This is a genomic window from Pseudoalteromonas sp. MEBiC 03607, from assembly GCF_004792295.1.
GTDB classification, from domain to species: Bacteria; Pseudomonadota; Gammaproteobacteria; order Enterobacterales; family Alteromonadaceae; genus Pseudoalteromonas; species Pseudoalteromonas lipolytica_C.
On record NZ_SRRY01000001.1, the window covers coordinates 2,321,565 to 2,341,168 of the forward strand.

17 protein-coding genes are annotated in these 19,604 nt (G+C 40.0%); 9 read left to right on the forward strand and 8 right to left on the reverse strand.

Annotated elements, in window-relative coordinates; genetic code table 11:
- Positions 1-191 precede the first annotated feature (191 nt).
- Positions 192-3,086, forward strand: a complete 2,895-nt coding sequence (locus E5N72_RS10685; protein ID WP_240704515.1) for an ATP-binding protein — start codon at positions 192-194, stop codon at positions 3,084-3,086.
- On the opposite strand, the gene E5N72_RS10690 is transcribed toward E5N72_RS10685, so the two are convergent.
- From E5N72_RS10690 to E5N72_RS10715, 6 genes are all read right to left on the reverse strand, one after another.
- A complete protein-coding gene (locus E5N72_RS10690) occupies positions 3,083-3,916 on the reverse strand; it encodes a UDP-2,3-diacylglucosamine diphosphatase (protein WP_135924420.1) in 834 nt (277 codons plus the stop codon). The two genes, E5N72_RS10685 and E5N72_RS10690, sit on opposite strands and share 4 nt — an antisense overlap.
- 139 nt (positions 3,917-4,055) lie before the next feature.
- Positions 4,056-5,780: a proline--tRNA ligase gene (locus E5N72_RS10695; RefSeq protein ID WP_135924422.1), complete on the reverse strand. Its 1,725-nt coding sequence runs from the start codon at positions 5,778-5,780 to the stop codon at positions 4,056-4,058.
- A gap of 115 nt (positions 5,781-5,895) precedes the next feature.
- Complete coding sequence (gene tsaA / locus E5N72_RS10700; RefSeq protein ID WP_135924424.1) at positions 5,896-6,600, reverse strand: tRNA (N6-threonylcarbamoyladenosine(37)-N6)-methyltransferase TrmO; 705 nt, start codon at positions 6,598-6,600, stop codon at positions 5,896-5,898.
- 98 nt (positions 6,601-6,698) lie between these two features.
- Positions 6,699-7,271, reverse strand: a complete 573-nt coding sequence (locus E5N72_RS10705) for an outer membrane beta-barrel protein (RefSeq protein WP_135924427.1) — start codon at positions 7,269-7,271, stop codon at positions 6,699-6,701.
- Between the two features lie 230 nt (positions 7,272-7,501).
- Positions 7,502-7,966, reverse strand: a complete 465-nt coding sequence (locus E5N72_RS10710; protein WP_054561436.1) for an acyl-CoA thioesterase — start codon at positions 7,964-7,966, stop codon at positions 7,502-7,504.
- Between the two features lie 148 nt (positions 7,967-8,114).
- Entirely contained in the window at positions 8,115-9,761 is a 1,647-nt protein-coding gene (locus E5N72_RS10715) for an electron transfer flavoprotein-ubiquinone oxidoreductase (protein WP_135924429.1), read from the reverse strand.
- A 193-nt stretch (positions 9,762-9,954) separates the two neighbouring features.
- Between E5N72_RS10715 and E5N72_RS10720 the strand changes: the two genes are divergently transcribed.
- From E5N72_RS10720 to E5N72_RS10730, 3 genes are all read left to right on the forward strand, one after another.
- Entirely contained in the window at positions 9,955-10,704 is a 750-nt protein-coding gene (locus E5N72_RS10720) for an electron transfer flavoprotein subunit beta/FixA family protein (RefSeq protein WP_135924431.1), read from the forward strand.
- On the forward strand, positions 10,705-11,631 hold the full coding sequence (locus E5N72_RS10725; RefSeq protein WP_135924433.1) for an FAD-binding protein: 927 nt from the start codon (positions 10,705-10,707) through the stop codon (positions 11,629-11,631).
- 250 nt (positions 11,632-11,881) lie between these two features.
- Complete coding sequence (locus tag E5N72_RS10730; RefSeq protein WP_135924435.1) at positions 11,882-12,199, forward strand: DUF2845 domain-containing protein; 318 nt, start codon at positions 11,882-11,884, stop codon at positions 12,197-12,199.
- 43 nt (positions 12,200-12,242) lie between these two features.
- On the opposite strand, the gene asnS is transcribed toward E5N72_RS10730, so the two are convergent.
- Positions 12,243-13,640 (reverse strand): asparagine--tRNA ligase, encoded by a 1,398-nt coding sequence (gene asnS, locus E5N72_RS10735; RefSeq protein ID WP_135924437.1) that lies wholly within the window; start codon positions 13,638-13,640, stop codon positions 12,243-12,245.
- Between the two features lie 272 nt (positions 13,641-13,912).
- On the opposite strand from asnS, the gene E5N72_RS10740 reads away from it, so the two are divergent.
- Positions 13,913-14,347 carry an ATP-binding protein gene (locus E5N72_RS10740; RefSeq protein WP_135924440.1) on the forward strand — a complete coding sequence of 145 codons (435 nt, stop codon included), beginning with the start codon at positions 13,913-13,915 and terminating at the stop codon, positions 14,345-14,347.
- A 178-nt stretch (positions 14,348-14,525) separates the two neighbouring features.
- Here the strand turns inward: E5N72_RS10740 and bioA are convergent, their stop codons facing one another.
- Complete coding sequence (bioA, locus tag E5N72_RS10745; protein ID WP_135924443.1) at positions 14,526-15,818, reverse strand: adenosylmethionine--8-amino-7-oxononanoate transaminase; 1,293 nt, start codon at positions 15,816-15,818, stop codon at positions 14,526-14,528.
- 98 nt (positions 15,819-15,916) lie between these two features.
- Between bioA and bioB the strand changes: the two genes are divergently transcribed.
- Genes bioB through bioD form a run of 4 tightly spaced genes read left to right on the forward strand, consistent with a single transcriptional unit; the run spans position 15,917 to position 19,583 of the window.
- On the forward strand, positions 15,917-16,957 hold the full coding sequence (gene bioB, locus E5N72_RS10750; RefSeq protein ID WP_135924446.1) for a biotin synthase BioB: 1,041 nt from the start codon (positions 15,917-15,919) through the stop codon (positions 16,955-16,957).
- 7 nt (positions 16,958-16,964) lie between these two features.
- Positions 16,965-18,098 (forward strand): 8-amino-7-oxononanoate synthase, encoded by a 1,134-nt coding sequence (locus E5N72_RS10755; RefSeq protein ID WP_135924449.1) that lies wholly within the window; start codon positions 16,965-16,967, stop codon positions 18,096-18,098.
- Positions 18,095-18,886, forward strand: a complete 792-nt coding sequence (locus tag E5N72_RS10760) for a methyltransferase domain-containing protein (protein WP_135924451.1) — start codon at positions 18,095-18,097, stop codon at positions 18,884-18,886. Before E5N72_RS10755 ends, E5N72_RS10760 begins: the two co-directional genes overlap by 4 nt.
- A 13-nt stretch (positions 18,887-18,899) precedes the next feature.
- The gene (gene bioD, locus E5N72_RS10765) at positions 18,900-19,583 is read left to right on the forward strand and encodes a dethiobiotin synthase (protein ID WP_135924455.1); all 684 of its coding nucleotides are present in this window, start codon (positions 18,900-18,902) and stop codon (positions 19,581-19,583) included.
- Positions 19,584-19,604: the final 21 nt, after the last annotated feature.

Sequence of the window (19,604 nt, forward strand, 5' to 3'; positions counted from 1 at the left end):
TGACCTATACTGAAGGAAGACTCGCATAATAGGCAATTGATTAAATGGACTATGTACAGCCGGGACGTATTTTTAGTCGCCATAAAATCCCCATTATTACCTTGTTTGTGTTAGTAATCGCGGCAGGCTTAATCACAGTACAATACGAATACTCGCTGCGTGAACAATTATTTGAACGTACTCAAATAAAGATGCAAAGAGAACTGACTGATAAAGAAGCTGCTTTACGCTCTGTATTTAGAGAAAATATTTCTGCACTTAACTTTCTAGATGCAACCCCACCTATTATGGCCATTATGCGCGCCACTAATGAGCAACAAATAGATCCTGTACTTGGAACACCTATTTCAGCATGGAAAGACAGGTTAGCAAAAATTTTCAGTGGTTTTATGACTACAGATAAGAATATAGCCCAAGCAAGGTATATTTACATTGCAGATAACGGTAAAGAAGTTGTAAGAGTCGATAATATAGATGGTCAAGTTATTCGTGTGGCAGAGGATAAGCTACAACATAAAGGCAACAGAGAATACATGACCATCACCTCACAATTAGCAAATGGCTTTGTATATATTTCGCCAATTAATTACAACCGAGAAAACGGCCAAATTCAGCAACCCTATGTGTCTAGTTACAGGGTTTCTAAACTGGTTCAAGATGCCAATGGAAGCCCATTTGCGGTACTGATCATAAACTACTTTGCAGACAATCTATTACGAGAGCTTACAGCTGATACTGATAAGCAGTTTAATGTGTACTTGCTTAATGCTAACCAGCAATATTTGTATCACCCAGATGAAACATACCGGTTTAGTTTTGAGTTAGGGAGCGATAAATCATGGTCTAAGGATTTTTCTGCAAATCAAAACATAAACACAGTCGATTTTTTTGATGCTTTTTATCTACATAAGCAACTTTACTTAAAACAAACTGTGGAATTTAAAAACGGTATAAAAATGGCACCATTAACGATTGCGGTGTCAGTTGATACAGATGACTTACTAAAAAAATTAGAGCAAAAGCGAAACAAATTTATCTTTCTAATCTGTTTAGCAATTATATGCGTTATAACTGTATTTATTATCTATCAGCGCAACATTAACAGAAAGCTTGAATTAAATTTTTTGAAAGAAAAAAACAGCAAGATTATCGAAAGTTCTTCAGATTCAATTTTCATGATTATGCCAAATGGGATCATTTGCTATGCAAATAAAACTGCAAAAACTTTTTTTGGCATTGAGCAAAACAAAACTGAATTTGAGCAGCTATTTAATTTTAACGATGAAGATTTTTTAGGCGTCAAACATGCTATAAAAACAGATGAGCCTTGTTCATTTGAAGCTATTCATATTGATCATAATAAAACGCATTATTTTTCAATTACTCTCGCGACGATATATGACGCAGCGAATCAACAAACTCAGTTAGCAGCAATTGCTAGGAATATTGATACGCTAAAAAACGCGCAGCATCAGCTTGAAAAGTTAAATGACACTTTAGAAGAAGAAGTTAAAAAACGTACCGCTGAGCTTGAGTCTGCAACCGAGCAAGCTTTGGCAGCCAGTAAAGCTAAAAGTGAATTTGTCGCTAATATCTCCCATGAAATTCGCACCCCTATGAATGGGGTATTGGGGATGCTAGAAATGCTTGAAGAGCAACCCCTAACAAAGCAACAGTTACAGTATTTACATTATGCAAATGCAAGTGCCAACTCGTTGATGACTTTAATAAACGATATTTTAGATTTTTCTAAGATTGAAGCAGGAAAGTTAGATTTAGATTTTCATGAGTTTGATGTTGTGGCGGTATGTAGTGATTTAATCACCTCAATGGCAATGCAGGGGCATAAAAAGGGCCTCGAAGTGTTACTAGATACTTGTGATGTAAAACATCGAACTGTAATAGGTGATAGTCATCGTTTAAAACAGATATTAAATAACTTATTAAGCAATGCGTTTAAATTTACGCACAAAGGTCATGTGCTTTTATCGGTGGCTGAACAACATATTGATGAACACGCTATACAATTGACGTTTGCAGTAATTGATACAGGAATTGGTATATCAGAGCAAAATCAAAGCAAGCTATTTGAAGTATTTACCCAAGAAGATTCAAGCACAACACGGCATTATGGTGGAAGTGGACTTGGATTATCGATCAGTCGGCGCCTCGCGCAGATGATGGGGGGAGATATAGTTGTTACAAGTCAAAAAGATGCAGGCAGTTGTTTTACAGCGACAATTTCAGTTGAAATTGTGCAGCAAGAAAAGCCATTAAATAAACCAATGGCATTATTGGCCGAAAAAAGAATTGGTTTAGCAGTAAGTTATGAAGTTTTAGCGCAGAACATTGAGAAAAAGCTGCAAAGTATATGTTTTCCGACTTATAAAAGTTTACAAAAAATAAAGTCTTTTAGTAGCAATGAACTTACTAGCTTTGACTTAATCATTATTGATCACAAACATGCAGAAATTGATAGCGTTATCAGCTATGCAAAACATAATACTGATAAATATTTAATGGTTTTGGGGATTTTATCCTCCATGTCTAAACGACAACAATTGCCAGATAATATTATCTTTATTGCTAAACCCGTGACTAAAGATGAGTTAGTTTACCGATTAGCATTACTTTATAAAGATTCAGATCATCTTATTGAACGTAAAAACCACGATGAAAAAGAGCGTATAGAGTTAGATTTATCAAACCGGTCTATTTTAATCGTGGATGACAACTTAATTAATATAGAAGTCAGTAAAGCAATATTACGAGATAGCCATATACATATTGAGTCTGCTAGTGATGGACTGGACGCTCTCGATGTGTTGAAAAATAACAAATCAGTATTTGATTTAATTTTAATGGATTGCCAGATGCCCAATCTCAATGGTTATGACTGTACAAAAGCGATCCGTCAGGGAAAAGCAGGACAGCAATACCAAGATGTTGTCATAATAGCCATGACGGCAAGCGCTATGGCAGGCGATAGAGAAAAGTGTTTAAGTGTTGGTATGAACGACTACATTACCAAGCCTATAAAACAAGCCACATTACGTAAAAAATTAGCAATGTGGCTAAAAAACTAGGCTGCATCTTGGCTATTATTAAGTCCGTGATTAGGTGTCAGTTTACTAATGTCTGCAGAGTGAATCACTTTTTGTGTTTCACTCCAGTGTAGTAATTCAATACGACCTGAACTGTTTTCAACTAATGCAGTGCAACTTTCTATCCAGTCGCCATCATTACAATACAAAATACCATCAACTACTTTAACGGCAGGGTGATGAATATGCCCGCAAATGATGCCATCGACAGCTTGTTTTTTTGCTTCATGGATGGCTGCTTTTTCAAATGCATCGATCGCTTCACGCGCTTTATGTACTCTAGCTTTTATCCAAGACGCTAAAGACCAATAATTTCCACCAAATAAACGGCGAATACGATTAGTCCAACGATTTAGAAATAATAACAAGTCGTAACCAGCATCGCCTGCAATACTGATTAATTTGTTGTATCGGGTTGCTGAATCAAAATCATCACCGTGCAAAAGCAAAAAACGTTTGTTGGCCTTAGTAGTGTGTATATATTGTTTGTGTACTTCGATACCGAACAACGACTCATTGGCATAATGGCGAAAGGTTTCGTCATGATTACCGGGTATATAAATAACTCTGGTGCCTTCTTTCGCTTTTTGTTGAATAAGCGCTAACACATCGTAGTGACTTGGATGCCAGAAAAATTGTCGTTTCATTGACCATAAGTCAACAATATCACCAACCAAATACAGTACGTCGCATTCAATGGCATTTAAAAAGTCGAGTAAGTACTGCGCTTGGCAGTCTTTGTAACCTAAGTGAACGTCGGAGATCCAGACGGCAGGATAGTGGGTTTTACTACTGCAAGTGGTGTTATTCATGGCATTTACTCATGGTGTAATAAAGTAAATGCTAGGCAGAATCAATGACAGTAAAAAGACGCTTTAGCGAAACATCTATGACAATTAATAAAACAAAAAAACCGCCGAAGCGGTTTTTTGTTTATCAATAGCTAGCTAATTAGCCTTTAATTAAAGATGCAATTTCTACAACTGCAGTGTCTAAATCTAGCATTAGCTTTTCACCTGTGCGGCGGTTTTTAAGTTCAACCTTGTTTTCGTCTAGGTTACGCTCGCCAATAACAAGTGTGAAAGGTACACCTAGAAGCTCCATATCGTTGAACATCACACCAGGGCGCTCTTTACGGTCATCAAACAACACGTCTAAACCCGCTTCTTTTAATCCTTTATAAAGGTTTTCAGCGATATCAGGGATACGGTGAGACTTATGCATGTTCATAGGTACAATCGCTAAATCAAATGGTGCGATTGGCTGTGGCCATTTAATACCGTATTGGTCGTTGTTTTGCTCAATAGCCGCAGCTACGATACGTGAAACACCAATACCATAACAACCCATGGTCATAATTTGGTTTTTGCCAGATTCACTCAGTACGCCAGCTTTCATAGCTTCTGAGTACTTAGTACCTAGCTGGAAGATATGACCTACCTCAATACCACGTTTGATTTGCAGTGAGCCTTGACCACATGGGCTTGGATCGCCTTCCACGATGTTACGAATATCAGCAACTTCGTAGTTTTCTACATCACGATCCCAGTTAATACCGCTGTAGTGTTCGCCGTCTTTGTTTGCACCCGCAACAAAGTCAGCAAGTACATTTGCAGAGCGGTCAACGATAATTGGCATCGTTAGGCCTACAGGGCCTAATGAACCCGGTTTTGCACCAATAGCTGCAACGATGTCTTCTTCTTTCGCCATTTCAAGTGGTGAGTCTACAAGAGGGTGTTTTTCAGCTTTTAATTCGTTTAATTCATGGTCGCCACGTAAAACAAGCGCAACTAAACCACGTTGTTCGTTTTCATCTGGCGCACCATATACGATTAATGTCTTCACGCCGCGATGAGGTTTAACACCGTAATGTTGTTTAAGCTCAGCGATGGTTTTTGCATCAGGCGTTGGGAACACTTTTAACTCTTTGCTTGCTGCTGGGCGCTCTTCAGTCGGTGCTAATGCTTCTGCTTTTTCGATGTTTGCAGCGTAATCACTTGCATCACTAAAGGCAATTGCATCTTCACCAGATTCTGCAAGTACGTGGAACTCGTGCGATACGCTACCACCAATAGAACCTGTATCAGCGATAACAGGCCGGTAATCAAGACCAAGACGCTCAAAGATGTTGCAGTATGCTTTGTGCATTACTTGATATGTTTTCTCTAAACACTCATCACTTAAATGGAAAGAGTAAGCATCTTTCATGGTGAACTCACGAGCACGCATTACACCAAAACGAGGGCGAACTTCGTCACGTACTTTGGTTTGTACTTGATATAAAGTAAGTGGTAATTGCTTATAAGAGCTTACTTCTTTACGCACAAAATCAGTGATCACTTCTTCGTGAGTTGGACCAAGAGCAAATGGGCGGTTGTGGCGGTCATTAATACGCAGTAATTCAGGACCAAATTGCTCCCAACGACCAGACTCTTCCCAAAGATCAGCAGGTTGGATAATTGGCATTAACATTTCGATAGCGCCAGCTTTATCCATTTCTTCACGTACAATGTTTTCTACTTTTTTAAGTACGCGTAAACCAGAGGGCAACCATGTATACAAACCCGACGCAACGCGGCGGATCATGCCTGCTCGTAGCATTAATTGATGAGAAACAATTTCTGCATCAGACGGAGTTTCTTTAAGTGTTGCGAGTATATATTGACTGGTACGCATCTCTATTCCAAGTAGTGTTAAAATTATTATCGTTTACTCAAGACGTTTGAGTAGTAACAAGGCGCTCAGTTTACCAGTGGAATCACTGACACTAAAGCGCTATGTGTAAAAAAAGCTAGCATTTTTCAATGCTGATCACTGTATTGTGGTTATCTTTAACATGCCAACGAATATTAAAGTCATATAAGGTCATGCCGTAGCTTTGCTCTGAATCACGTTGCTTTTTGTATGCCGGGCGAGGATCTTGCTTTAATACATTGCTTATAAACGCTTTTAATTCAGGTTGTTCAGTTTGTTTTTCGATAAAGGCTAGGGCTTCATCGCTAAATTCGACACTCATATCGGTTTCTGGTCGGGTATCGGCAAAGCCTGCTGTGGCATCAGTCATCGCATCTGAGTAAGGTAAATAAGGCTTAATATCTAATATTGGTGTGCCATCGAGCAAATCGATACCTGACAGTAATAAGCTTAATTGACCATTTTTATATTCGATGCCTTGCAGTTTAACAGCACTCATGCCAATTGCGTTTGGGCGAAAGGTTGCGCGTGTTGCAAATACACCTTTACGCTCATTACCGCCAAGACGCGGGGGTCTTACCATTGCTGAGTAGCCTTTATCAGCGGTTTCGTGAAATCTGAATAATAACCAAATATGGCTGAATTCATCGAGGCCGCGAACAAACTCTTCGCGGTTAAAATCTCTGCTGAATACCAGCTTTGCTTTCGCTTCAGGTACCAAACGAGGTTGGCGCGGTATAGCAAATTTTTGTTTGTAAGGAGATTGAATGTGGCCGACGGCAGTTAATTGGTATTCGCTCATTGTGCATTGTCGTTAAGATAATCTGCCGACATTTTACATGCAAACACAAAAAAAGGCAGTCGAGACTGCCTTTTAATATTTAGACTGTGCAGTCTAAATTAAAACATGTATTGGAATGATACAGACGCTACATCCATATCTGGGTCAATATCATCTTCTAATTCATAGCGCTCATATTCCAAACGTACTTGCATATTCGTAGTGAAAGCATACTCAATACCTGCACCATAAAATACATCACCACCATCAGTGTCGGCACTAATGCTGCCAAGTTCACCTAAGTCTTGCTCAATTTCAGCGTCCCACTCTAGCCAGCCACCTTTGGCATAGACAGAAAAACTTTCTGTAATCGGCGCTGCTAACCGTGCAGCCAGTGAAACACCGTCAATTTCAGCTTTAGAATCGATATCGCTTACTTCATCAAAGTTTTGGTATGCAAGTTCAAGGCTTAGGTATTTATTAAATTGCGTACCAATATAGCCTTTTAGCATTTGTGAATCATCATCGAAGTCAGTGTCATTTTCGTTGTCTTCAAACTCAAAAGAATATTGACCGTAGCCGATACCGGTATAAATACGCGGAGAATCCATTTCGGTAATATCTGCATGTGCAGCATTGTTAAAACCTAGTAGTGCTAAAGAAAGTGCAGACATTGAAATTGCTTTAATCATTTAATAGCTCCTTTATAAAATAAAAAACGAATGTTTCGCGTCATTCACTAGGAGTATTGCAATGGCAATGCCAACGCAAAAATAAAGCCTAAAGTATTGTTTTTAGGCTTTATTAAGCGATTTTATGACCAGGTTGTTGAAACTGTAAACAGGCGTTCAGTTTGGCAGTCGTAACAATTTCAGGGTACTCTGTAGAAGTTACTAGGTGCAGTTTTTAAATCAGTGTTTTTTTACGCTTTTTGCAAAAGGGTTTCTGTTTCTATTGCGATCTCTTTCATTTTTATCGCATAGTTTTCAATTTTCTTTTCTTCGTCAGTCACAGCGGTATAAGAAGGTACTTCGATTGGGTAACCTGCTTCATCCATCGCAATAAAACTAATAACACAATGATTGGTTTCAACTAGGTTTTGTGTTTTTGGGTCACCACAGCGGACTTGAATAAAGATTTGCATGCTGGTTTTACCTGTGTGAGCAATACTGGCTTTAACTTCGACAATTTGTCCAACCAAAATAGGGCGCTGAAACTTTACACCCGCTACTGAAACAGTGACGCAGTAATGACCACTCCAACCTGCAGCACAGGCGTAGCCAGCTTGGTCAATCCACTTCATTACCACACCACCATGAACCTTACCGCCAAAATTTACATCGGTAGGTTCAGCTAAAAAACGAAAGGTCACACTTGAAGACGGCATATTTTACTCACTTTTAATCACGACTAATATCAGTTCACCTTTAACGTCTTAATCTGTAAAGGTAAACAGACCTTAAGCATAGCCTAAAAAAGGGGCCGAAGCCCCTGCAATTTAGGATGAATTTTAATTAAATGAGTAACGTTAGTTATTACATATTTGGGTAGTTTGGTCCGCCAGCTCCCTCAGGTGTTACCCAAGTAATGTTTTGACTTGGGTCTTTTATGTCACAGGTTTTACAGTGCACACAGTTTTGCGAATTAATCACAAACTGTTTTTCACCTTCGACTTCTTGTATTTCGTATACACCAGCAGGGCAGTAGCGTTGCGCTGGTTCATCAAATTGCACCAAATTCACTGTAATTGGAATCGAGTTATCTTTTAGCTTTAAATGGCATGGTTGCGATTCTTCATGATTGGTATTTGATAAAAACACCGATGAAAGTTTATCGAAGCTTAGTTTGCCATCTGCTTTTGGGTAGTCGATTTTTTCGGCCTGATCAGCAGTAACTAAGGTGGCATGATCTGGCATGTTATCTTCAAAGTTAAACGGTAAGCTGCCACCAAATAGGTTTTGGTCTAGAGTGTTATAAGCACCCCCTAAGAACTTACCCAATTTGTGGATAACAGGGCCAAAATTACGCGATTGATAGAGCTCTTTATACGCCCAGCTTTGTTCAAAGGCCGTTTTATATTCTGCTAAATCGGTATTTTCTTTTCCGTCGCTAAGGGCTGCTACAATCACATCAGCAGCGACCATGCCTGATTTCATTGCGGTATGGTTACCTTTGATCTTGGCAAAGTTTAATGTGCCGGCATCACAACCAACAAGTAAACCACCCGGGAAGTGCATTTTTGGTAATGATCGCAGGCCACCTTTGGCTATTGCTCTTGCACCATAGGCTATACGCTCACCGCCTTCTAATACATCTTTAAAGACAGGGTGATGCTTCATACGTTGGAATTCATCAAACGGGCTTAAATGTGGGTTTGAGTAGTTAAGGTCAACAATTAAGCCTACGACTACTTGGTTGTTGTCGCTGTGATACATAAACGCACCACCACTGGTATCGCCGGTTAATGGCCAGCCTGTGCCATGTACAACGGTGCCTTCTTTATGTTTACTCGGGTCGATTTGCCATATTTCTTTGAACCCTAAACCGTAATGCTGTGGTGACGAATCTTTATCAAGGGCAAAGTGTTTGATTAACTCTTTACCTAAATGACCTCGGCAGCCTTCAGCAAATACGGTGTATTTTGCTCTAAGCTCCATACCCGGCATATAACCGTCTTTTTCGTTGCCGTCTTTATCAAGGCCCATATCGCCAGTGATAATGCCTTTTACTGTCTCGTCTTCAATGATTAAAGAATGCGCACTAAAGCCTGGGAATATTTCTACCCCTAAGTTTTCAGCTTGTTCAGCTAAAAAGCGACATACATTACCCATAGAAACAATGTAATTGCCCTCGTTATGGAATGTTTTAGGACTCGCAAAGTGGGGGATGCTGGTGGCTTTTTCACTGTTATTAAACCAGTAAATATCATCTTGCGTTACTTTTGTAGTAACCGGAGCGCCTAATGACTGCCAATCGGGTAGTAATTCATCGAGTGCTTTGGTTTCAAAAACGGCACCAGATAAAATGTGCGCGCCCACCTCAGAGCCTTTTTCTACCACACAGATCATTAATTCTTGTTGTTTTTCTTGTGCTTGTTGAGCCAATCTAATCGCAGTTGATAAACCTGCTGGGCCTGCGCCTACGATGACTACATCAAATTCCATGGTTTCGCGTTCGACCATATAAACCTCTTCTCGGTGACGGACCTGCTGTAAAGAACCTTATTTCATACTTGCAAATGAAACGTTACAGGCTGTGAATACTTTAAGGTTATTTTAGGTTGACGTTTACGTCAACAGGAAGTAGTCTGAATTCATAAAATAAATAAGTTGACGCGAAGGTCAACTTTGAGAACACACAATTGATGGAGTCACGATGAAAGTCCTCGTTCCAATTAAAAGAGTAATTGACTACAACGTCAAAGCACGCGTTAAAGCCGATAAAACGGATGTTGATCTAGCTAATGTAAAAATGGCGATGAACCCGTTTTGTGAAATTGCAATTGAAGAAGCTATTCGTTTAAAAGAAGCAGGGACGGCCACTGAGGTTGTTGCTGTGACTATTGGTAATAAATCATGTCAAGAGCAATTACGTACGGCCTTAGCACTCGGTGCCGATAAAGCCATTCATATTGAAACAGAAGAAAAGCTCGAGTCTTTACATGTTGCTAAATTACTGAGCAAGATTGTAGAGCAAGAATCACCGGAGCTAGTTATTTTAGGTAAGCAATCGATTGACTCTGACAACAATCAAACCGGTCAAATGCTTGCTGCTTTAACAGGTCGTGGCCAAGGTACCTTTGCATCTAAAGTAGATGTACAAGCGGGTACAGTTAATGTAACGCGTGAAGTGGACGGTGGCTTACAAACAGTCGCTCTTAAACTACCTGCTATCGTAACGACAGATTTACGTTTGAATGAACCACGTTACGCTTCATTGCCAAACATTATGAAGGCAAAACGTAAACCACTTGATGTGATTGCTGCTGATAGCTTAGGTGTAGACCTTACGCCTCGCGTGCAGCTGGTTGAAGTAAACGAGCCAGAAAAACGCAGTGGTGGCATTATCGTTGAAGATGTTGCGACATTGGTAGAAAAGTTAAAAACAGAAGCGAAGGTGATCTAAATGAAAACATTAGTGATAGCCGAACACGACAAAGGTGTTCTAAAGCCTGAAACCAATAAAACGATTACTGCTGCTGTTAAACTAGGCTTTGATGTAGATTTACTCATTGCAGGCGAAAACTTATCTGCAATGAGTGAGCAAGCAGCATCTATTGCAGGTGTTAGCAGCGTCCTGATTGCTGATGATGCCGCTTACGCACATCAGCTTGCTGAAAACCTAGCGGATCTGGTTTTATCTTTAGCAGATAACTATTCACACATTGTCGCGAGCGCTACAACAACGGGTAAAAATTTTATGCCACGTGTTGCAGCACTTTTAGATGTTGCGCAAATCTCTGAAATCATCGATGTGATTGATGCTGATACATTTAAACGTCCTATTTATGCAGGTAATGCGATTGCCACAGTTAAATCTCTGGATAGCAAAAAAGTAATCACTGTTCGTGCTAGTAGCTTTGATATTGCATTAGAACAAGCACCGGTAGCTGTAACAAGCGTTACAGGTAAAGGCTCTGTTGGTTTGAGTGAGTTTGTATCAGAAGAACAAACTGAATCAGAACGCCCAGAGCTGACTGCTGCACCTGTGGTTATTTCTGGTGGTCGTGGTATGCAAAATGGTGAAAACTTTGCGTTATTGAATGGTATTGCTGACAAACTAGGCGCAGCAATTGGTGCTTCACGCGCTGCTGTTGATGCGGGTTTTGTGCCAAACGATATGCAGGTTGGTCAAACCGGTAAAATTGTTGCCCCAGACTTATATATTGCTGTAGGTATCAGTGGTGCGATTCAACACTTAGCGGGTATGAAAGACTCTAAAGTGATTGTTGCCATCAACAAAGACCCTGATGCGCCAATTTTCCAAGTCGCTGACTATGGTTTAGTTGCTGATTTATTTGATGTGTTACCAGAGCTTGAAAGCGCTCTGTAATTCATAACGATTCTGGTTGTTAAAAGCTGTTCACCTTTTAGGTGCGCAGCTTTTTTTATGGTAATTTATAAACACGAGCTGGAAAGGACGTTATACATAAACTGTTTTTCAATAAACCGATAGTTTAGAAGTTTTCATGCTTGCTTCATCTAACCTTTCGGATATTGGCTAAAGGGATTTTACATTCTAAAATTAAACTATAACTTCATAATCCAGAGTCACATTTCAATGTTATTTTAATGCAAGAACCATGTTCAAAAACCTTTTACTTTTATGTTTTTTATTCTGTCCTTTAATAGTCTTTGCTGGCAGCAGTTTTAGGTTATCTGATGGAGATCTTGTACTTAAAGATATGAGCAAAATCGAAGTTTTAGATAAATTAGGCACTCCCTTACTCAAAGACGTGCAAAGTTTAGGTATTGATACAGGCGGTAATATAAAGCCAGGTCAAAAGGTAGAAACTTGGTCTTATAAGCTTAAGGGCTCAATTGGCGGTGAGTATTTAGTATCTATCACCTTTGAAGGAGATAGAGTTGTCGATATTACATCTGTACAAAAGAAAAACTAAAAAGCCGCTCGAGAGCGGCTTTTTATTTGCTAGGCGATACTGATTAGTATGTCGCGCTGCCTTTAGTACGAGGGAAGGCGATAACGTCACGAACGTTGCCCATACCTGTTACATAAGCAACTAAACGCTCAAAACCTAGGCCAAAACCAGAGTGAGGTACAGTACCGTATTTACGTAGGTCACGGTACCAGCTGTAGTCTTCTTTGTTTAAGCCCATTTCTTCTAAGCGCTTATCTAATACATCTAGTCGTTCTTCACGTTGAGAACCACCGATGATTTCACCAATACCTGGTGCAACTACGTCCATCGCTGCCACTGTTTTACCGTCTTCGTTTTGACGCATGTAGAACGCTTTGATATCACGTGGGTAGTTTTTGATAACTACTGGCGCGTTAAAGTGTTCTTCAGCAAGGTAACGTTCGTGCTCAGATTGTAAATCCACACCCCATTCAACAGGGAACTCAAACTTTTTACCACATGCTTTTAAAATTTCGATAGCATCAGTGTAATCAACTTGTGCGAAATCTTTAGTCACGAATTCTTCTAAACGAGAGATAGCTGTTTTCTCAACACGTTGTGCAAAGAATTCCATATCATCACGACGCTCAGTTAATACTGCTTTGAAAACATATTTAAGCATGTTTTCAGCAAGTTTCGCGATGTCTTCTAAATCTGCGAATGCAACTTCAGGTTCAACCATCCAAAACTCAGCTAAGTGACGAGATGTATTTGAGTTTTCAGCACGGAAAGTAGGGCCAAAAGTATAGATTTTTGACATTGCCGATGCGTATGTCTCACCATTCAACTGACCAGATACAGTTAAGAATGCTTCTTTACCGAAGAAATCTTCACTGTAGTCAATCTCACCTTTATCTGTACGCGGTAAGTTTTCCATATCTAAAGTTGATACACGGAACATCTCACCAGCGCCTTCACAGTCACTTGCAGTGATGATAGGTGTGCTGATCCAGTAGAAGCCTTGCTCGTGGTAAAAACGGTGAATCGCTTGAGCTAAACAGTTACGTACACGTGTTACCGCGCCCATGATGTTAGTACGAGGGCGAAGGTGTGCGTGTTCACGTAAATACTCAATGCTGTGACGTTTAGCCGACATAGGGTAGGTGTCTGGATTCTCAACCCAACCTAATACTTCAACAGAGTTAGCTTGAATTTCAAAAGACTGACCTTGACCCGCTGAAGGCACAAGAATACCCGTTACAGATACTGAACAACCAGCAGTTAAACGTGTTACTTCATCATAATTATTGAGTGAATTAGGTACTACCGCTTGAATAGGATCAAAACACGAACCGTCATGAACGGCTAAAAATGAAATTCCTGCTTTTGAATCGCGGCGTGTACGGATCCAGCCTTTTACTGTTACTTGGCTGTCAACCGCAACCTTGCCTTCTAATAGCTCTGAAATCGCTAAATGGCTCATCTTCACTCCAATGATATAAGTTGCCTAATATAATAATGCTGTGCATTGCACTTGAATCGACTATCTTACCTTCGTAAATCAAATAAAAAAACTATTCAGACATACTCTTTACTAGTTTTTCTTCAATTGAACAAAATAACAGCGGTTTTTTGCGTAAAATTCGTGATAATTTAATTTCTCACTGCGCTAATTGGTTATTTTGTGGCATTATTAACAATTCTCAACAGGATAACTGTCCTTTAGTTTTTATTTTTTATTGTATTACAGGTGCTATGAAACAAGTTTTTATTCTTCGCGGCTTACCCGGCTCGGGTAAATCATATTATGCGCAAAGCCTAGCTGATGAGTTAGTTGCTGGTAACGAAAGTGAGTATGTCGTTTGCGCAACAGATGATTATTTTTATAACAGCGAAGGTGTGTATCAATTTGATAAATACAAGCTTCCTGAGTATCACAACTTGAACCTTGCGCGGTTTATTAATGCTTTAGCAGAAGAAATCCCATTGGTAATTGTTGATAACACCAATATTAAAAAGTGGGAGTTTATCGCCTACGCGCAAGCGGCTACAGCCCTTGGTTATCAAGTAAAAGAAGTGATTGTTGGTGAGATTAAAGATAAATCATTGCAGCATCTTTATGCTAAACGATGTGAACACAATGTTCCTTTACGAACCATAAGTAAAATGGCGTATATGTTTGAATGGTAAAGTATGAATAAGAAAGGAAGCATTAGCTTCCTTTTTTAATGTCTTGTTTACTGGCGCGTGTTTGGCATTGATGCTGCGTTATCGCCTATTTATGTGGAACAACCACACTACATAGGCTCTGCCTTGCCTAAATACCAAACACACTGCTGCAAAATTAATCACAAAGGGTCAACACGCCCTAATACGCCTGTTGATCAATAGCTGCGAATATAGCATCACATAACTTAGTTAGGCATTGCAGATCACTTATATAAGGTGGCATTAGGTAGATAAGTTTACCGAATGGACGGATCCACACACCTTGCTCTATAAAAAAGCGTTGAATTTTTGCCACATCAACATTACGTTTTAGCTCTACAACACCAATTGCACCTAGGGTACGAACATCTGCTACGTCATCAAGTTGTTTGCATTTAGCAAGCTGCTCTGTGAGTACATGGTTAATATGTGCTATTTGTTCTTGCCAAGGTTGTTCGAGCAGTAAATCAATACTGGCGCAGGCAGTTGCGCATGCTAATGGATTACCCATAAAAGTAGGGCCATGCATAAGCACTCCGGCTTCACCTTCACTAATACCAATAGCAACTTTGCTGGTGGTTAAAGTTGCAGAAAGTGTCATCATGCCACCCGTTAATGCTTTACCAATACACAAAATGTCTGGTTCTATGTCGGCGTGCTCAACAGCAAACAAGGTACCTGTGCGGCCAAAGCCTGTGGCGATTTCATCACAAATAAGTAAAACATCATACTTATCGCAAAGTATGCGTAGATGTTTTAAGTAATCGGGATGGTAAAAATTCATACCCCCAGCATTTTGCACAATGGGTTCAATTATAAATGCCGCAACGTGTTGGTGGTGAGCTGCAAAGTAGTTTTCTAGGTTTTCAGCCTCTGTAGAACTAAACTCACCGTTAAACTTAGCACTTGGAGCAGGAACAAAAACATGCTCAGGTAAAAAACCAGAGTACATACTGTGCATTGAATTTACAGGGTCGCAGACACTCATGGCAGCAAAGGTGTCACCATGATAGCCCTTAAGCGGCGTCATTAGTTTTTGTTTACCAGTATGTCCTTTACTCAGCCAGTATTGAAGAGCCATTTTTATTGCTACTTCAACACTGACAGAACCGCTGTCGGCTAAGAACACTTTTTCAAGTGAGGGTGGCGTCATACTAACGAGCTTTTTACACAGTTCAACAGCGGGCTGATGTGTTAGGCCACCGAACATAACATGGCTCATTTTGTTTAGTTGTGTGGCTATTGCTTCATTTAAAACCGGATGGCAATAACCATGAATAGCACTCCACCAAGATGCCATTCCGTCAATTAATACTTCACCCGTTTCTAAAAAAATGCGGTTAGCACGAGCATGACTTACCGGATAAACAGGCAAAGGATTAGTCATTGATGTATAAGGGTGCCAAATATGTTCGCGGTCAAAATTTAGATCAATAGGTTGTTTTTTGTTCATATGTAAACTTTAATAGCCTCCTGTTCGTTGACAATGTTACGTCAACTCGTAGACTTAGCCAATCATACCGTCCCATTAATTTAAGAAAAGAGACTATTATGGAGCACGCTGTTGTCCGTCACGATTGGACCCACCAAGAAGTAAAAGCATTATTCGAAATGCCGTTCAATGATTTATTATTCAAAGCGGCCAGTGTTCATCGTGAAAACTTCAACCCAAATGAAGTACAAATTTCTACTTTATTATCGATTAAAACGGGTGCTTGCCCAGAAGACTGTAAATATTGTCCTCAGTCTGGTCATTATAAAACGGATTTAGAGCGTGAACGCCTAATGGAAGTTGAAAAAGTGGTAGAGCAAGCACGTGCAGCTAAAGAAAAGGGTGCAACGCGCTTTTGTATGGGGGCCGCTTGGTCTGATCCAAAAGATCGCGACATGCCATATATCGAGAAAATGGTAAAAGAAGTCAAAGAGTTAGGGCTTGAAACCTGTATGACCCTTGGCATGCTTGATAATGAAAAAGCCCATGCATTAAAAGACGCGGGTCTTGATTACTACAACCATAACCTTGATACATCACCAGAATATTATCAACAGATTATTACTACTCGTACTTACCAAGACCGATTAAACACCATAGATAACGTGCGTGATGCTGGCATGAAAGTGTGTTCAGGCGGTATTGTTGGTATGGGCGAGCAGGCAGCTGATCGTTTTGGTTTACTAATGCAGTTAGCAAATTTGCCGCAACAGCCTGAAAGTGTGCCAATCAATATGTTGGTGAAGGTAAAAGGTACGCCACTTGAAGATGTTGAAGATTTAGATCATTTTGAGTTTATTCGTACCATTGCTGTAGCACGTATTATGATGCCAAAAAGCTATGTCCGTTTATCTGCTGGTCGCACGGCGATGAATGAACAAATGCAATCAATGTGTTTCTTTGCTGGTGCTAATTCAATTTTCTACGGTGATAAACTACTGACTACAGAAAACCCAGAAGCAGATGCTGACATGATGCTGATTAAAAAATTAGGCATGAACCCAGAAAGGCGTGAAGATTATTCTGATGAAGCAGTAGAGGCATCACTTTCATCAAAAGTTGCTGATAAAGCAACATCAGAACTATTTTACGAAGCGTAATATTTAAATGGCTTTTGATTTTATTGCCGAGCATCTTCTTAAGCGAGAAGCTGATGCATTACTGAGAAAGCGTGAGCTTGTTGAGCAAGCAAGTGGGCGCTTTATTCAGGTTGCAGGTAAACAGTATTTAAATTTTGCCAGTAATGACTACCTTGGTTTTGCAGATGATTTTATCGCAATAAATGCGCAGCAGCTAGGTAGCCACAGTTCAGCGCTAGTGAATGGTTATAATAAACCACAGCAACAGCTTGAAATGCGTTTATGCGAGTTATTAGGCTATGAAAGCGCCATGTTATTTAATAGCGGATTTAGTGCTAATAGCAGTGTATTAAAAGCGTTGTTTCAAGATAAAAGCGTGGCGCAATCATCGGCAATCTTCCAAGATAAGCTTAATCATGCCAGCTTAATTGATGGCGGCCTTCATTCTTGTGCTGCCATGGTGCGGTTTAATCATAACGACCTTAAGCATTTAGAATCTCGGTTACAAAAATCAAAGGCAAAGCATAAGCTCATAGTAAGCGAGGGGGTATTTTCGATGGATGGCGATCAAGCCCCCATTGAAGCACTCTGTAAACTCGCTAAACAGTACAATGCCTGGCTGATGATTGACGACGCCCATGGCTTTGGCGTATTGGGTGAGCAAGGTTTAGGGAGTTGTGAGTCAATCAAGCCTGATTTACTGATCATCACTTTTGGAAAGGCACTGGCAAGTAGTGGTGCTTGCCTGCTTGCATCAAAGCAAATGATTGATTACATGCTGCAGTTTAATCGCGAATACATTTATTCAACGGCGATGTCACCACTGATGGCAAGTTGTACTCTAGAGCGACTCGAAAAGTTATTAAAGGCGGATAAGAGACGCGCTCAGCTTTCAGAGAATATTGCCTACTTTAGAGCGCTTGCCAAAGAGCATAACTTAGCATTAATGGAATCAACAACGGCTATTCAGCCTTTGGTATTGGGCGATGCAGAACACACGCTTGCCGTTGCTAATAAGCTTAAAGGTAAAGGCGTGTGGTTAACCGCTATTAGACCGCCCACGGTGCCTTTTAATACGGCACGACTTAGGGTAACCCTAAGTAGCGCACATCTTCCAGACGATATAAAACAGCTGGTTGATTCGCTAGTGGAGTGTTTATGAGTGTTCAACTGCAAGTACCTTTAAGCTTTCAAGACAGTAATAAGCTAACAACACAAACTAAGTTCTCTAAAGCGGCTGCGAATTATGCAAGCCATGCCAATGTACAAAAACAAGCGGCTGCGCATTTATTAAAAATGATGGCAAATAAACATCAGCAGGGTACTTGCCTTGATTTAGGGGCTGGGCCATTAGTTAATACGGCAATACTTAAAACACATTTTGATACTGTATTGGCAATGGATTTAAGTCATTCCATGCTAAGCACAGAGCAAAACCCGCATTGTTTAAAAGTGTGTGCTGATATGGACAACCTACCATTACAGCAAAATTCGCTAGATTGTGTGTTTAGTAATTTTGCAATGCAATGGTCTGCTGATTTAAAAGGGCTACTTAAAAGTCTTTTTTACTCCCTAAAAGCAGGCGGCAAGGTTTATTTAAGCTGCGTGGTAGATGGATCGCTCAAAGAGATCAAACAGGCTTTTGCTTGTTTAGATGAGCAAAACCATATTAATCAGTTTTATTGTGCTAGTCACATTATTGATTATGCAAAATTGGCGGGGTTTAAACTCAATTTTGCAGCTGATAGATGTTATATAGATTCCTATAACTCTCCTTTAGATGCGCTGCGTTCGATAAAAGCGATTGGTGCTACCTCATTGCAAACTAAGCAAAAGCGCCATGGGTTATTAACAAGGCAGGCACTTAATAGTGTTTGTAAGGCATACCCTCTGGTTGATGGGCATGCTAGAGTGAGCTATCAAGTTGTCCTTTTAGAACTAGAAAAATAGAATTAACTCAAAAATGAAAGAATTTTTTATTACGGGTACAGACACCGATGCCGGAAAAACCCATGTCACCAGTTTATTACTAAACTTACTAGCGCAACATAAACAGCGTGCGGTTGGGTTTAAACCTATTGCAGCAGGTGCAGAAGAAGCATTTGGGCAGCTAGTCAATGATGATGCATTAACCTTAATGGAAAGCTCATCAATTGGGGTTAAATATAACATAGTTAACCCCTTTACCTATGAGCCACCCATTGCACCGCATATTGCAGCTGCTCAAGTAGGCGACAGACTGGCATTTGACAAGCTCGATGCTGCTTATGCGAATGTAAAAGCACTCAATACCGATTATATTCTTACAGAAGGTGCCGGCGGTTGGTGTTTACCTATCAACGAAACTGATTTGCTCAGTGATTGGGTTAAATCACAGCAGCTTGATGTGATTTTAGTCGTGGGTATGAAACTAGGATGCCTAAATCATGCTTTACTGACAGCAGCTCATTTTAAAGCGCTCGGTGTAAATTGTGTGGGTTGGATTGCAAATCATGTAGACCCAAATATGCGTGAACAAGACGCCAATTTAGAAACCTTAAAATCTGCATTACCTTTCCCGCTTTTGGCGATTAGTCCGTATACAGACGGCACCCCAAAATTAAAAATTTACAAAACCTTACTTGAAATTTTATCTATCAACCCATAATAATTGAGTTGTTACTTTTGA

Bases quoted from the DNA above. Each gene is read 5' to 3' on its own strand.
- E5N72_RS10685 (WP_240704515.1), top strand. From the start codon at position 192: ATGCAAAGAGAACTGACTGATAAAGAAGCTGCTTTACGCTCTGTATTT.
- E5N72_RS10690 (WP_135924420.1), bottom strand. From the start codon at position 3,916: ATGAATAACACCACTTGCAGTAGTAAAACCCACTATCCTGCCGTCTGG.
- E5N72_RS10695 (WP_135924422.1), bottom strand. From the start codon at position 5,780: ATGCGTACCAGTCAATATATACTCGCAACACTTAAAGAAACTCCGTCT.
- tsaA (WP_135924424.1), bottom strand. From the start codon at position 6,600: ATGAGCGAATACCAATTAACTGCCGTCGGCCACATTCAATCTCCTTAC.
- E5N72_RS10705 (WP_135924427.1), bottom strand. From the start codon at position 7,271: ATGATTAAAGCAATTTCAATGTCTGCACTTTCTTTAGCACTACTAGGT.
- E5N72_RS10710 (WP_054561436.1), bottom strand. From the start codon at position 7,966: ATGCCGTCTTCAAGTGTGACCTTTCGTTTTTTAGCTGAACCTACCGAT.
- E5N72_RS10715 (WP_135924429.1), bottom strand. From the start codon at position 9,761: ATGGTCGAACGCGAAACCATGGAATTTGATGTAGTCATCGTAGGCGCA.
- E5N72_RS10720 (WP_135924431.1), top strand. From the start codon at position 9,955: ATGAAAGTCCTCGTTCCAATTAAAAGAGTAATTGACTACAACGTCAAA.
- E5N72_RS10725 (WP_135924433.1), top strand. From the start codon at position 10,705: ATGAAAACATTAGTGATAGCCGAACACGACAAAGGTGTTCTAAAGCCT.
- E5N72_RS10730 (WP_135924435.1), top strand. From the start codon at position 11,882: ATGTTCAAAAACCTTTTACTTTTATGTTTTTTATTCTGTCCTTTAATA.
- asnS (WP_135924437.1), bottom strand. From the start codon at position 13,640: ATGAGCCATTTAGCGATTTCAGAGCTATTAGAAGGCAAGGTTGCGGTT.
- E5N72_RS10740 (WP_135924440.1), top strand. From the start codon at position 13,913: ATGAAACAAGTTTTTATTCTTCGCGGCTTACCCGGCTCGGGTAAATCA.
- bioA (WP_135924443.1), bottom strand. From the start codon at position 15,818: ATGAACAAAAAACAACCTATTGATCTAAATTTTGACCGCGAACATATT.
- bioB (WP_135924446.1), top strand. From the start codon at position 15,917: ATGGAGCACGCTGTTGTCCGTCACGATTGGACCCACCAAGAAGTAAAA.
- E5N72_RS10755 (WP_135924449.1), top strand. From the start codon at position 16,965: ATGGCTTTTGATTTTATTGCCGAGCATCTTCTTAAGCGAGAAGCTGAT.
- E5N72_RS10760 (WP_135924451.1), top strand. From the start codon at position 18,095: ATGAGTGTTCAACTGCAAGTACCTTTAAGCTTTCAAGACAGTAATAAG.
- bioD (WP_135924455.1), top strand. From the start codon at position 18,900: ATGAAAGAATTTTTTATTACGGGTACAGACACCGATGCCGGAAAAACC.